General features: G+C 67.1%; 12 protein-coding genes and 1 riboswitch. Of the genes, 6 read left to right on the forward strand and 6 right to left on the reverse strand.

What is annotated here, in order from left to right:
• Window positions 1–28: 28 nt before the first annotated feature.
• Entirely contained in the window at window positions 29–865 is an 837-nt protein-coding gene (locus AC5P8Z_RS17285; protein ID WP_295566105.1) for a DUF2884 family protein, read from the reverse strand.
• 529 nt (window positions 866–1394) lie between these two features.
• Here AC5P8Z_RS17285 and AC5P8Z_RS17290 point away from each other — a divergent pair.
• A complete protein-coding gene (locus AC5P8Z_RS17290) occupies window positions 1395–3797 on the forward strand; it encodes a ribonucleoside-diphosphate reductase subunit alpha (RefSeq protein WP_197594488.1) in 2403 nt (800 codons plus the stop codon).
• Between the two features lie 127 nt (window positions 3798–3924).
• A complete protein-coding gene (locus tag AC5P8Z_RS17295; RefSeq protein WP_049429771.1) occupies window positions 3925–4944 on the forward strand; it encodes a ribonucleotide-diphosphate reductase subunit beta in 1020 nt (339 codons plus the stop codon).
• A 129-nt stretch (window positions 4945–5073) separates the two neighbouring features.
• Here the strand turns inward: AC5P8Z_RS17295 and AC5P8Z_RS17300 are convergent, their stop codons facing one another.
• Complete coding sequence (locus tag AC5P8Z_RS17300) at window positions 5074–5709, reverse strand: LysE family translocator (RefSeq protein WP_286070622.1); 636 nt, start codon at window positions 5707–5709, stop codon at window positions 5074–5076.
• A 90-nt stretch (window positions 5710–5799) separates the two neighbouring features.
• Between AC5P8Z_RS17300 and AC5P8Z_RS17305 the strand changes: the two genes are divergently transcribed.
• The 3 genes from AC5P8Z_RS17305 (at window position 5800) to AC5P8Z_RS17315 (ending at window position 8316) form a co-directional block, all read left to right on the forward strand.
• Window positions 5800–6201 carry an acyl-CoA thioesterase gene (locus AC5P8Z_RS17305; RefSeq protein ID WP_286070623.1) on the forward strand — a complete coding sequence of 134 codons (402 nt, stop codon included), beginning with the start codon at window positions 5800–5802 and terminating at the stop codon, window positions 6199–6201.
• A 43-nt stretch (window positions 6202–6244) separates the two neighbouring features.
• Window positions 6245–7051, forward strand: a complete 807-nt coding sequence (locus tag AC5P8Z_RS17310; protein WP_495229598.1) for an NAD-dependent protein deacetylase — start codon at window positions 6245–6247, stop codon at window positions 7049–7051.
• A 164-nt stretch (window positions 7052–7215) separates the two neighbouring features.
• The gene (locus tag AC5P8Z_RS17315; RefSeq protein WP_495229599.1) at window positions 7216–8316 is read left to right on the forward strand and encodes an NADH:flavin oxidoreductase/NADH oxidase; all 1101 of its coding nucleotides are present in this window, start codon (window positions 7216–7218) and stop codon (window positions 8314–8316) included.
• Window positions 8317–8319: 3 nt separating this feature from the next.
• Here AC5P8Z_RS17315 and AC5P8Z_RS17320 read toward each other — a convergent pair whose 3' ends face one another.
• Window positions 8320–9231, reverse strand: a complete 912-nt coding sequence (locus AC5P8Z_RS17320; RefSeq protein WP_495229600.1) for a LysR family transcriptional regulator — start codon at window positions 9229–9231, stop codon at window positions 8320–8322.
• Between the two features lie 114 nt (window positions 9232–9345).
• Here AC5P8Z_RS17320 and purU point away from each other — a divergent pair, with 114 nt between their 5' ends.
• On the forward strand, window positions 9346–10197 hold the full coding sequence (purU, locus tag AC5P8Z_RS17325; protein WP_286070627.1) for a formyltetrahydrofolate deformylase: 852 nt from the start codon (window positions 9346–9348) through the stop codon (window positions 10195–10197).
• Between the two features lie 98 nt (window positions 10198–10295).
• Here purU and pncA read toward each other — a convergent pair whose 3' ends face one another.
• The 3 genes from pncA to AC5P8Z_RS17340 all read right to left on the reverse strand — a co-directional run bounded on the left by pncA (window position 10296) and on the right by AC5P8Z_RS17340 (window position 13591).
• Entirely contained in the window at window positions 10296–10922 is a 627-nt protein-coding gene (pncA, locus tag AC5P8Z_RS17330; RefSeq protein ID WP_286070628.1) for a bifunctional nicotinamidase/pyrazinamidase, read from the reverse strand.
• Between the two features lie 56 nt (window positions 10923–10978).
• Window positions 10979–11665: an epoxyqueuosine reductase QueH gene (locus AC5P8Z_RS17335; protein WP_495229601.1), complete on the reverse strand. Its 687-nt coding sequence runs from the start codon at window positions 11663–11665 to the stop codon at window positions 10979–10981.
• 175 nt (window positions 11666–11840) lie between these two features.
• Window positions 11841–12034: riboswitch (cobalamin riboswitch) on the reverse strand.
• Window positions 12035–12181: 147 nt separating this feature from the next.
• Complete coding sequence (locus tag AC5P8Z_RS17340; RefSeq protein WP_495229602.1) at window positions 12182–13591, reverse strand: nicotinate phosphoribosyltransferase; 1410 nt, start codon at window positions 13589–13591, stop codon at window positions 12182–12184.
• Between the last annotated feature and the right edge of the window lie 7 nt (window positions 13592–13598).

Raw genomic sequence — 13598 nt, forward strand, 5'->3', positions numbered from 1 at the left:
GGCTCGGCTCTACAACAGCGCCGCGTGGTTATCGGGAGGGCGCCAAGGCGTCGTCACGCGGCCGCTCATCCGGCCCGGCCGACACATGCAGGCCCGAGCCGGTGCCGTGCTCCACCCGCACGCTCTCACCGCGTTCCAGCAGCCGCAGCGGCTGGCCCTGGTAGCGCACTTCCAGCGCATCGTGTGCCTCTGCCAGTGAGCGCACCAGCGGGCATAGCGCCATCGCCTTGGCCTCCAGCTGTTGGCTGCGCGCTTCCATGCGGCGGTCGACCTCGGCATCGAGGCGGTCGGCGCGGCGCTCCATGGCTCCGGCGCGGCCGGTGAACACCTGCCACAGCACGCTGCGGGTCATCGACGTGGCCATCGTCTCGGCCATCTGCTCGATATGCGCGTCGAAACCATCGCCGAAGCTGTCCTGTTCCCAGTAGCCACGGCCGAGGCTGGCGTCGATCCAGTCCTGCATCTCGCCGCGCATCGCCCGCATCTGGCGGTTGCGGGACTTGCCAGTGATGGCTTCGAAGGCGGCGTCCAGCGCATCGAAGGTGACCCCGGAGACCTCATGGGCCAGCGCGGTGGCGGCGGGCATCAGCTGGCGGGCGCCCGCCTCCATCTGCCGCAGGCGGGCGGCGTCGGCGGCGCTGACCGGCACCATGGTGCCGTCCAGGCTCAGCTCGCCATCGTGGAACACCACTTCATGCGGCGCCTGCGGGCCATGCCGCAGCCAGATGCCGCCGCTGTCCACCAGCACGTCGTAGTCGGTATGGATGCCGCACTGGTCCGAACGCAGGTCCGGCCCCTCGGCGGCCAGCGACGGGGGGATGAACAGGGCAGGCAGCAGGGCCAGGGCGGGCAGGCGCAGGCGCATCGGAACATCCTTCTCCGGAACCGGACGACCAGCATCGGCTGCCCGCGCGCGGGCGTCACCGGCCGGAAGTCACCCGTCCACCGGATTCCCACCGGCTGCCCACCACCTATCCACAGGGTTGTCCCTAGCCAGCTTCATCACTGTCATGTGAAGCTGTCATTGTTCCGTTTCCGCGGTGCGTTGTGCCACCGCAATGACGCCTTTCGGGCTTGACTGCGCAGCCCGTTCCGGCAGGTCTGAAGCGTCTGATCAGGGCGCCGATGGCACGATCCTTGCGGCGCAAGGGATTGCCGAATTTCACTACATTTGGCGTTGACGGACCCCATTACCCCCACTATCTTGTGGCCGTCGGTCGCAGCAACCCCAAGTCTGGGGGTGGCAGCAGCATCCATACGCGATCGTCAACGGCAGTGGCAGGCGCAGGGTCTCATTCCCTGCGACGCCGTCCTGCCATCCTGGGCCGTCATGTCCCGGGCCGCGTCACCCCGATGCATCGAGCACCCCCAATCACGCCAAGAGGACATACGCCGTGAGCACCGAATCCAGCGCCACCATCGAGAAGGAAAGCGAGTTCCTGTTGACGTCGCCGCCGACGGCCAACGCGATGAGTGTGACCAAGCGCAACGGGACCACCGAGCTGGTGGACCTGAACAAGATCGTGCGCGCGGTGCAGCGTTCCTCCGAAGGCCTGCACGCCGTTGATCCGATGCGCGTGGCCACCCGCACCATTTCCGGCCTGTACAACGGCGCCACCACCCGCGAGCTGGACGAACTGTCCATCCGCACCGCCGCCCTGCTGATCGGTGAAGAGCCGGAGTACGGTCGCCTTGCTGCGCGCCTGCTGGCCAACTACATCGCCAAGGAAGTGTCCGGCCAGGAAATCTACGCCTTCTCGCAGTCGGTCAGCCGTGGCCATGAAGTCGGCCTGATCAACGACCGCCTGCTGAACTTCGTGCAGACCAATGCACGCAAGCTCAACGACGCCATCGACGGCGCGCTGGACCTGAACTTCGATTACTTCGGCCTGCGTACCCTGTACGACCGTTACCTGCTGCGCCACCCGCACACCCGCAAGGTGATCGAGACCCCGCAGCAGTTCTTCCTGCGCATCGCCAGCGCGCTGAGCGAGGACGTGTCCGAGACCCTGGCGCTGTACAAGCGCATGGGCAACCTGGACTACCTGCCGTCCAGCCCGACCCTGTTCAACTCCGGCACCACCCACGAGCAGCTGTCCTCGTGCTTCCTGCTGGATTCGCCGCAGGACTCGCTGGAGTCGATCTATTCCAAGTACGGCGACATCGCCCAGCTGTCGAAGTTCTCCGGCGGCATCGGCGTCAGCTACACCCGCGTGCGCTCGCGTGGTTCCCTCATCAAGTCGACCAACGGCCATTCCAACGGCATCGTGCCGTGGCTGAAGACCATGGATTCGTCCGTGGCCGCGGTGAACCAGGGCGGCAAGCGCAAGGGCGCGGCCTGCGTCTACCTGGAAACCTGGCACGCCGATATCGAGGACTTCCTCGAACTGCGTGACAACACCGGTGATGAAGCCCGCCGTGCGCACAACCTGAACCTGGCCAACTGGGTGCCGGACCTGTTCATGAAGCGCGTCGAAGCCGACCAGGAATGGTCGCTGTTCGATCCGCGCGTGGTGCCGGAGTTCACCGACCTGTTCGGCGAAGCCTTCGAAGCCGCGTACCTGCAGGCCGAAGCGCAGGGCAAGGCCAACCGCACCATCTCTGCCCGCAAGCTGTACGCCCGCATGATGCGTACTCTGGCCGAGACCGGCAACGGCTGGATGACCTTCAAGGACAAGTGCAACCGCGCCAGCAACCAGACCCTGCGTCCGGGCAACGTGATCCACCTGTCCAACCTGTGCACCGAAATCCTGGAAGTCACTTCCAACGATGAAACCGCGGTGTGCAACCTGGGTTCGATCAACCTGGGCAACCACTTCGACGAGCACAACGAGTTCGACTTCGAGAAGCTGGCCGAGACCGTGCGCCTGGCCGTGCGCCAGCTCGACCGCGTCATCGACCTGAACTTCTACCCGATCGAAACCGCGCGCCGTGCCAACCTGCGCTGGCGTCCGGTCGGCCTGGGCTGCATGGGCCTGCAGGACGTGTTCTTCCGCAAGCGCCTGCCGTTCGACAGCGCCGAAGCCCGCGCGCTGTCGAAGAAGATTGCCGAAGCGATCTACTTCCACGCGCTGGAAACCTCCTGCGAGCTGGCCCAGGAACGCGGCAAGCACCCGTCGTTCAACGACACCCGTGCCGCCAGCGGCGAACTGCAGTTCGACGCCTGGAACGTGGTGCCGGAAGACACCGCGCGCTGGGATGCCCTGCGTGAGCGCATCAAGGAGCACGGCCTGCGCAACTCGCTGATGATCGCGATCGCTCCGACCGCGACCATCGCCTCGATCGCCGGCTGCTACGAGTGCGTCGAGCCACAGGTGTCCAACCTGTTCAAGCGCGAGACCCTGTCCGGTGACTTCCTGCAGGTCAACCGCTACCTGGTGAACGAGCTGAAGAAGCTGGGCCTGTGGACGCCGGAAATGCGCGATGCCATCAAGCTGGCCGAAGGTTCCATCGCCGGCGTGGCGCAGATTCCGGAAACGCTGCGCGAGGTCTACCGCACCGCGTGGGAACTGCCGATGCGTTCGCTGATCGACATGGCCGCCGAGCGCGGCGCCTTCATCGACCAGTCGGCCTCGCTCAACCTGTTCATGGAAAGCCCGAACATCGGCGCGATGTCCTCCATGTACATGTACGCCTGGAAGCAGGGCATCAAGACCACCTACTACCTGCGTTCGCGCCCGGCCACCAAGATCGCCAAGACCACGGTGAGTGCCGCCGCACCGGCCAAGGTGTTCAGCCCGGACGAAGCCATCGCCTGCTCGCTGGAAAACCCGGAAGCCTGCGAGGCCTGCCAATAAGACGCGCCGTGCCGGCCCCGCCGGCACCTCGCACCTGTAGAGCCGAGCCATGCTCGGCTGCGGAAAAACACCCACGGTAGCGCCGGGCCATGCCCGGCGTCTCACCCAGGAATTCAAGGAAACACCCATGGCCGACAAGCCCAAGCAGATGCTGCTCGATCCCGGTTTTGAACTGACCCTGCGCCCGATGCGCTACCCGCAGTTCTATGACATGTACCGGAACGCGATCAAGAACACCTGGACGGTGGAAGAGATCAACTTCCAGATCGACATCACCGACCTGCACAGCAAGATGTCGCCGGGTGAGCGCCACCTGATCCACCGCCTGGTCGCGTTCTTCGCCACCGGCGACTCGATCGTGTCCAACAACCTGGTGCTGAACCTGTACCAGCACCTCAATGCGCCGGAAGCGCGCATGTACCTGTCGCGCCAGCTGTATGAAGAAGCGCTGCACGTGCAGTTCTACCTCACCCTGCTCGACAACTACCTGCCGGATCCGGAAGAGCGCGCCAAGGCGTTCTCGGCGGTGGAGAACATCGACTCGATCAAGAAGAAGGCCGATTTCTGCTTCAAGTGGATCGACTCGATCCAGAGCCTGACCCGCATCGAGACCCGCGAACAGCGCCGCCAGTTCCTGCTCAACCAGATCTGCTTCGCTGCCTGCATCGAAGGCCTGTTCTTCTTCGCTGCGTTCGCCTACGTGTACTACTTCCGTTCGCGCGGCCTGCTGCCGGGCCTGGCCTCGGGCACCAACTGGGTGTTCCGCGACGAGAGCGCGCACATGGAGTTCGCGTTCGAGTCGGTGCGCGTGGTGCGTGAGGAAGAGCCGGACCTGTTCGACGATGAAATGAAGCAGCAGGTCTACGACATGCTGGCCGAAGCGATCGAATGCGAAGTGCAGTTCGCCGAGGACGTGCTGTCCGGTGGCGTGGCTGGCATTTCCACCCGCGACATGCGCCAGTACCTGCAGCACTGCGCCGACCAGCACTTCGCCAAGCTGGGCATGGAAAAGAAGTACAACGTGCGCAACCCGCTGCCGTTCATGGAACTGCAGGACGTGCAGGAGCTGACCAACTTCTTCGAACGCCGCGTCTCGGCCTACCAGGTCGGCGTGCAGGGCGAAGTCGCCTTCGACATGAACTTCTGATCGAACCGGTCAGGCCTGTCGAAACGAAAAACCCCGGTCATCGCCGGGGTTTTTTGTTTCTGTGGAGTGGATCCATGCGCGACTGCGGTTCGCGAAGATCAGTCGAACATGGCTCGACTCTACAAAGTGCTACCGCCGCGCTTCCACCGCCATGCGTACCGCCAGCCCGGCCAGCACCGTGCCCATCAGCCAGCGCTGGACCGCCTGCCAGGTCGGGCGCGCGGCCAGGAAGCCGGCGATGCTGCCGGCCATCACCGCGATCACCGCGTTGACGCTGACACTGACCGCAATCTGGGTGACGCCCAGCACCAGCGACTGCATCAGCACGCTGCCATGCCCTTCCGGGTGCAGGAACTGCGGCAGCAGCGACAGGTACATCACCGCGATTTTCGGGTTCAGCAGGTTGGTCAGGAAGCCCATCGTGAACAGTCTGCGCGGGCCATCCGGCGGCAGGTCGCGCACCGCGAACGGCGAGCGGCCGCCCGGCTTCACTGCCTGCCAGGCCAGGTACAACAGGTACAGCGCGCCACCAATGCGCAGCGCGTCGTAGGCGAACGGCACGGTCATCAGCAGGGCGGTGATGCCCAGTGCCGCGCACAGCATGTAGAACACGAAGCCCAGCGCCACCCCGCCCAGTGAGATCAGGCCGGCGCGGCGGCCCTGGCAGATCGAGCGCGACACCAGGTAGATCATGTTCGGCCCGGGCGTGAGCACCATGCCCAGCGAGATGAGGGCGAAGGCCAGCAGATCGGAGGTCGCGGGCATGGGCGGTCCTGGCAGGGGGCGTGGCGCAGTGTAGCGCCGCCTGCACGGGGCCTGGCTTAAAATTGCCGTACCCCACACCGAAGCACCCCCATGACCCCGATACCCGAGACCGTGCCGCCCATCGAAGTGCGCATGGCCGAAATCGTCTTCCCCAACCACACCAACCACCTCGGCACCCTGTTCGGTGGCCAGGCGCTGGCGTGGATGGACAAGGCCGCCTTCCTGGCCGCCGCCCGCTACTCACGCCGCACCGTGGTGACCGCGCGCAGCGACCAGGTCGACTTCAAGCTGCCGATCCGCATCGGCCAGATGGTCGAGACCATCGGCCGCATCGTCGAAGTCGGCCGCAGCTCGATGAAGGTCGAGGTGGAGCTGGTCGCCGAAGACCTGCACAGCGGCGAGCGCAAGCTGTGCACCCGCGGCCACTTCGTGATGATCGCGCTGGACGAGGAAGGCCACCCGATCGCGGTGCCGTCGCTGCCGGCCGCCTGAGCCGCCGCTTGCGGGGGCGCCCACGCGCCCCCATCTGGCACCCATGACTCCGCCGCTGACGGACTTCATCGACCGCGCCCAGCGCCTGTTCGTGCTGACCGGCGCCGGCTGCAGCACCGCCTCGGGCATTCCCGACTACCGCGATGCCGACGGCCAGTGGAAACGCACGCCGCCGGTGACCTACCAGGCGTTCATGGGCGAGGCGGCTACCCGCCAGCGCTACTGGGCGCGCAGCCTGCTGGGCTGGCCGCGCTTCGGCCTGGCCCGGCCCAACGGCACCCACCAGGCCCTGGCCGCCCTGGAAAGCCGCGGCAAGCTGCAGGTGCTGCTGACCCAGAACGTGGATGGCCTGCACCAGCGCGCCGGCAGCCACAACGTGATCGACCTGCATGGCCGCCTGGATCAGGTGCGCTGCATGGGCTGCGAACGCCGCAGCGGTCGCGAGGACTTCCAGCAGCGCCTGCTGGACGCCAACCCGGGCTGGGACGCGCTGGAGGCCGGCATCGCCCCGGATGGCGATGCCGATCTGGAGACCGATTTCTCCAGCTTCGTGGTGCCCGATTGCCCGTCCTGCGGCGCCCTGCTGAAACCGGACGTGGTGTTCTTCGGCGAAAACGTGCCCCGTGAACGGGTGGCGGCGGTGCATGACCACCTGCAACAGGCTGATGCCGTGCTGGTGGTGGGCTCGTCGCTGATGGTCTATTCCGGCTTCCGCTTCGTGCAGGCGGCCGCGAAGGCAGGGTTGCCGGTGGCGGCGCTGAACCGCGGCCGCACCCGTGCCGACGACCTGCTGCAGTTCAAGGATGAGCGGGACTGCGCCGAGGCGTTGGCCGGTTGGGTGGCGGGCTGAGCCGAGCGCGGGCTCGGCTCTGCAAGGGGTTGTTGGTTTCTGTAGAGCCGAGCCCACGCTCGGCTTCAGCAGGCCGCGCGAAACAGCGATCCATCCAGACGGTTGATTCGCAGGCCGTGCGGCGGTGCAATACGCCCCCTCCACCCGCCTGTCCCCGCATCGCCGTGACCCAGCTGTTTTCGCCGATTTCGTTCGGCCCCCTGACCCTGTCCAACCGCATCGTCATCGCGCCGATGTGCCAGTACTCCGCCGAGGACGGCCGCGCCAGCGACTGGCACGCCATGCACCTGGGCAACCTGGCGCAGTCCGGTGCCGGCCTGCTGATCCTGGAAGCCACCGCCGTCGAACCGCGCGGCCGCATCAGCTGGGCCGACCTGGGCCTGTGGGACGATGGCACCGAAGCCGCGCTGGCACAGGTGCTGGCCAGCGTCCGCCGCTGGTCGCCGATGCCGTTGGGCATCCAGCTCGGCCACGCCGGCCGCAAGGCCTCGGTGAACCGGCCTTGGGACGGCGGCGGCCAGCTGCCGGCCGACGATGCCCGTGGCTGGGCCACGGTGGCGCCGTCGCCGCTGCCGTTCCACGCCGCCGATCCAGCGCCGCAGGAACTGGACGAGACCGGTATTGCCGACGTCATCGCCGCCTTCGCCGCCAGTGCGGTGCGTGCCGAGCGCCTGGGCTTCGAACTGATCGAGCTGCACGCCGCGCACGGTTACCTGCTGCACCAGTTCCTTTCGCCGCTGAGCAACCGCCGCACCGATGGCTACGGTGGCTCGCTGCCCAACCGCCTGCGCCTGCTGGTGGAAGTGTTCGACGCGGTGCGTGCGGCAGTGTCCGACAAGGTCGCCGTGGGTGTGCGCATTTCCGCCAGCGACTGGGTCGATGGCGGCTGGGATCTGGTGCAGAGCGAGGCGCTGGCGCAGGTGATGGACGCGCGCGGCTGCGATTTCCTGCATGTCTCCAGCGGCGGCCTGGACGAGCGCCAGAAGATCACCGTCGGCCCGGGTTACCAGGTGCCGTTCGCGGCGGCGATCAAGGCCAAGGTACGCATGCCGGTCATCGCGGTGGGCATGATCACCGAACCGGAACAGGCCGAATCGATCCTGCGCCATCGCCACGCCGATGCCGTGGCGCTGGCGCGCGGCATCCTCTACGACCCGCGTTGGCCCTGGCACGCCGCAGCTGCACTGCGCGAGAGCGTGGTACCGGCGCCGCAGTACATGCGCTGCGAGCCGCGCGACGCGCGTGGCGTGTTCAAGGCACGCTGAAGCTCACACCCGCCAGGCCGGCGCCATGCCGGCCTGCAGGTGTTCGAACAGCGCGCGGATCTTGGCGGTGAAGTCGCGGCGGTCGCTGACGCAGAAGTAGACCTCCATCGGTTCCGGACGCCACGCGGTGTCGGCGCCGAACACCGCCTGCAGGCGGCCATCGCGCAGGTAGGGCTCGGCCACGAACGCAGCCAATCGAGTGATGCCGGCACCGGCCGCCGCCAGCGTCGCCAGCGCATCGATGTCATCGCAGACCATGCTCGGTGGCAGCGCGGCGTCCACGCGTCGGCCGTCCTTCAGCAGGCCCCAGCGCAATGGCCGGCCATCGGTGGGGAAGCGGTGCAGCAGCCCGCGATGACCGCCCAGGTCGGCGGGTTGCCGCGGGGTGCCGTGCGCGTTCAGATAGGCCGGCGAGGCACAGAACACGAACGGTACTCGCGCCAGTTGCCGCGCGACCACGCCATCTTCCAGCTGTGCACCGATGCGGATGCTGGCATCCACCGCTTCCGGCCCATGTTGCACGGCGCGGTCGGTCAGGCGCAGCTCCAGCTGCAGTTGCGGGTAGCGCTGCTGCAGCGACGGCAGCAAAGGGGCAAGCACGTGGCGACCGAAGGCGCTGCTGCTGGCGATGCGCAATGGCCCGGCCGGTTCGATGTCACCGGACGTGACCATCGCCTGCGCGCGCGCCAGGTCGGCTTCGATGTGGCGCACCTGGGCCAGGTACAGCGCGCCGGCCTCGCTGAGAGCCAGCTGCCGCGTGCTTCGGTTCAGCAACCGCACGCCCAGATGGGCCTCCAGCCGGTTGATATTCTGGCCGACAGCGGTGGCGCTGATGCCAAGGATGCGGGCCGCGGCGGCAATGCTGCCGGTCTCTGCGGTGCGGGTGAAGCTGCGGATCAGTTGCAACAGGTTCATGACCAACCAGCTTGCCACGGGTACACCCAAGTATCGCTTGGGACTGAACCAAGCAGGTCGGTTGCATCCGTGATCATCCGGCCGCTGGGCAGGGCGCTGGCCTACACTGGGGCGATGCGCCCCGATTCCATCCTTACCCTGTCCTGCCCCGACCGTACCGGTATCGTCTACCGCGTGTCCGGCCTGCTGTTCGACCATGGCTGCAACATCCTCGACGCCCAGCAGTTCGGTGACGAGGAAAGCGGCCGCTTCTTCCTGCGCGTGCACTTCGACCGCGATGCCGGGCTGCCGCTGGACACGGTGCACACCGCCATGGCCACGTTGGCGGCCGACTTCGGCATGGACTGGCAGCTGCACGACGGCCGCCGCCGCGCACGCCTGCTGGTGCTGGTCAGCAAGCAGGGGCATTGCCTCAACGATCTGCTGTTCCGCGCCCACAGCGGCCAGCTGAAGGTGGATATCGCGGCAGTGGCGTCCAACCACGCCGACTTCGCGCCGCTGGCCGCGTCCTACCAGGTGCCGTTCCACCACCTCCCGGTGACCGCCGAAACGCGCGCGGTGCAGGAACAGCAGATCATCGACCTCGTCGAGCGCGAGCGCATCGACCTGGTGGTGCTGGCGCGCTACATGCAGATCCTGTCACCCACGCTGTGCCGCGCGCTGGCCGGACGTGCGATCAACATCCACCACAGCTTCCTGCCCAGCTTCAAGGGCGCGCAGCCGTATCACCAGGCGCACGCGCGCGGGGTCAAGATCATCGGTGCCACCGCGCACTACGTCACCGAGGATCTGGACGAAGGCCCGATCATCGAACAGGACGTGGCCCGCGTGGACCACGCGATGGCACCGCGCGAACTGGTGCGGCTGGGAAGTGATACCGAATCGCTGGTGCTGGCACGCGCGGTTCGCCGCCATGTGGAGCACCGCATCCTGCTCAACGGGCACCGCACCGTCGTATTCCGGTAGGAGCCCTTCTGTAGAGCCGAGGCATGCTCGGCTGCACTTCGGCCCAAGGCCGTGCATCTGACGGATGAGCCGAGCATGGCTCGGCTCTACAGGGCAACTCAGATGATCGCGATCCCTGCTTTGCCCAGCGCCTCGCGCACCATCGCATCGTTGGCGTCGGTCACCGGTCGGGTCAGCTCCCACAGGAACTTCACCCGGAAGCCGGACTTCACTGCGTCCTGCGCGCTCCACAGCACGCAGTAGTCGCGGGCCAGGCCGCACATGTGCACTTCGCGGATGCGGCGCTCGTGCAGCCAGCCGGCCAGGCCGGTCGCCGGGCGCTCGCCATCGGGACCGTGGTTCTCGCGGAAGGCGCTGTATGAATCCACCTGCGGGCGCGTGCCTTTGCGCAGGATCAGGTCGGCGGCGGTCCAGTCCACGCCCGGGTGCAGCGCGGCGCCGTCGCTGCCCTGCACGCAATGGTCGGGCCACAGGGTCTGTGGCTGTGCGTGCAGCAGGATGGTCTCAAACGGACGCTTGCCGGGGTGCTGGCTGGCGAATGAGGCGTGGTCGGCGGGGTGCCAGTCCTGGGTGGCCACCACCGTGCGATAGCGGCGCTGCGCCAGCAGCCCTGCAATGGGTGCCACCAGGGCATCGCCCTGGTCGCAGGCCAGCGCGCCACCGGGCATGAAGTCTGGCTGCAGGTCGATCACCAGCAGGGCGACGTCGGCGGGCAGGGCGGTCATGGCAGGTCCACTACAACGCAAAGGGGCGACCAGCGTGGCCGCCCCGGCGGCACAGGTCAATCGCCCTGCGGCGTCCCAGCGTCCTGCCCGTAGTACAGCAGGCCGATCTTGATCCGCTCCCGGCCGTTCTCGCGGCGATGGCGGTTGGCATCGCGCAGCGAATACACGCAGCCGCAGTACTCCTGCTGGTAGAACTGCTCGCGCTTGCTGATCTCGATCATGCGGCTGGCACCGCCGCCCTTGCGCCAGTTGTAGTCCCAGTACTGCAGGCCCTCATAGCGCGACGCGGCACGGATGCCGCAGTCGTTGATCTGCGCCATGTTCTTCCAGCGCGAGATGCCCAGCGAAGAACTGATGGTGTCGTAACCGTGTTCGTGCGCGTACAGGGCGGTGCGCTCGAAGCGCATGTCGAAGCACATCGTGCAGCGGATGCCGCGCTCGGGTTCGTTCTCCATGCCGCGCGCACGGCTGAACCAGTTGTCGGTGTCGTAGTCGCAGTCGATGAACGGAATGCCGTGCTGCTCGGCGAAGCGGATGTTCTCCTGCTTGCGCAGCTCGTATTCCTTCACCGGGTGGATGTTGGGGTTGTAGAAGAAGATCGCGTAGTCGATCCCGGAGGCGGTGATCGCCTCCATCACTTCGCCGGAGCAGGGTGCGCAGCACGAATGCAGCAGCAGGCGCTTGCCGTCGGCGGGCAGTGTGAGGGCGGGGCGTTGTAGCTCGGTCATCGTCGGGTACCGCATGGACCGCCGGCAACGGCGGTGGCCCATGCATCGGGCGGGGAAACGGGTCTGGCCGGATACCGTGAAAAGGACGCGCGCGGCCGCCTCGCCTGCACGCGCAGGACAGCGGCGGCCCCGGCACCCTCCCCGCGGAGAGTCCAGGTCGAATCAGGGGACGGTCGTGTCCCCCGGCCGGGGCCGGTATTCGGGCTGATGGACACGGGCCGAAGCCCACCTACTACCTGCCGCTTCCCAGGCGCGAGCCCAGTGCTGTTGGCAGGATTCGTTTCCATTCACCGCTGCGGGGCAGCTCCGGAATGGGCGCGTGAGGCGCCTTCACCGGATTCCCGTTTAAATCCCTCCCCGCGCGTGAACGCCTGGAGGGATACCTTCGGCGCGCCCACGGTGGACGGGTTGCTGGCCAGGGTCAAGGGGGGGCAGAGCCCGTTGCGCTGCAACGGGATCCGATCCCGGCGGAAGGAAGGGGTCGGATCCCGCTGCCACGCAGCGGGCTCTGACCCCGGGCGGGACATGCCTTCAACGTCCCGCCGCCGCACGCGCGCGGATGTCGTCCAGCCGCTGGTCGTGCAGCAGGCGGCCGTTCTCCCACACGGTCACCATCGCATCCTCGAATCCCGACGGCAGCGTTTCGTCACCGCTGGCCGGCAGTGGCACCGTATGCAGGCTGCCATCATCCAGGCGCCGCAGCAGGCGCATGCGGCCACGCTTGCTGGCCTTGCCGGCGTCGGTGACCGGGTCCTTGTAGACGTCAATCCACTCACCCTCGACCCGCGCTGCCGAGCACTTCAGTGCGAACTTCTGCGTATCGCGGTCCAGCCGCTGCAGCAGCGCGCCACCCATGCCGAAGGCTATGTTGTCGGCGGCGTAGCCGTCGTCGGTGATGCGTTGCAGGATGGCGCGGATCGTATCCGGGTTGATGCCATCGCCCTGGATCAGCCGCACGTGGTTGAGCACGCGGTAGCCCTTGCCGTTGATCGTGTGGCCAAAGGCCTCGTCCAGCCGGCGCAGGCTTTCGGAAACCACCTCCACCGGGTCGCCCGAGTCGGGGCGGATGACCAGGGTGGCGCCCGAGGCGATCACTTCATCACGCAGCGTCGTGCCCCAGTGCTCGCTGATCGCGCGGTAGATGTCATAGCTGTCCGACACCACCGCGACGATCGCACCGGGCTTGCCGAACTGGCGCAGCATGTTGCGGTAGGCGTCCACCTCGCGCTCGCGGCCCCAGCTGGTGATGGTGCTGTGCTCGGCGGCGGGAATCGAATAGCCCGCCATCGGCGCGTGATAGTGCGCGCGCGCCAGGCACAGCGCCGAGACCGTATCGGTGCCGAGGAAGTTGACCAGGTGCGCGGCACCGCCCAGCGCGGCCGATTCCAGGCTCGAGACACCGCGCGCACCGAAGTCATGCAGCTTGAACGGCAGCTGGCCCTGCGGGTCGTCGCTGGTCTGCTGCAGGAAGCCGGCGATGGTCTGCCGTGCATGCCAGCTGATGGTGGCCACGGTGACCGGGTACCACACGCGCAGCAGCAGCGTTTCCAGATACGACGGGACCCAGAACGCGGCGGGATCGGTCGATTCAATGGTCATCAATGCCTGGTGGGTAGGCACCACGCTGCCCTCGGGCACGGCGCGGATGCGGACCGGCAGATGGCCGCCGAGACGGTCGACGATATCGCGCCAGCCGGCCTCGTTGAAGGGTTCGCCATGGGCGGCGAATACCGCAGCGGCGTCGTCGATGTCGGCGTGGGTGACCGGCCGTGCCAGGGCGTCCTTGAGGATCGCCTGCAGGCCGAAGAACACCGTGCGGTCGTGCAGGCCGCCACGCGATTCAACATAGAAGAAGGTGGCATCGGTACCCGGCGGGTACTGCAGCCAGTGGCTGGCCTTGTAGCTGTCGGTGTTGAGGAGAAGATTATCGAGGTAGTGCATGACGGAA

The organism is Stenotrophomonas sp. YJH_SMC_17, assembly GCF_059371655.1.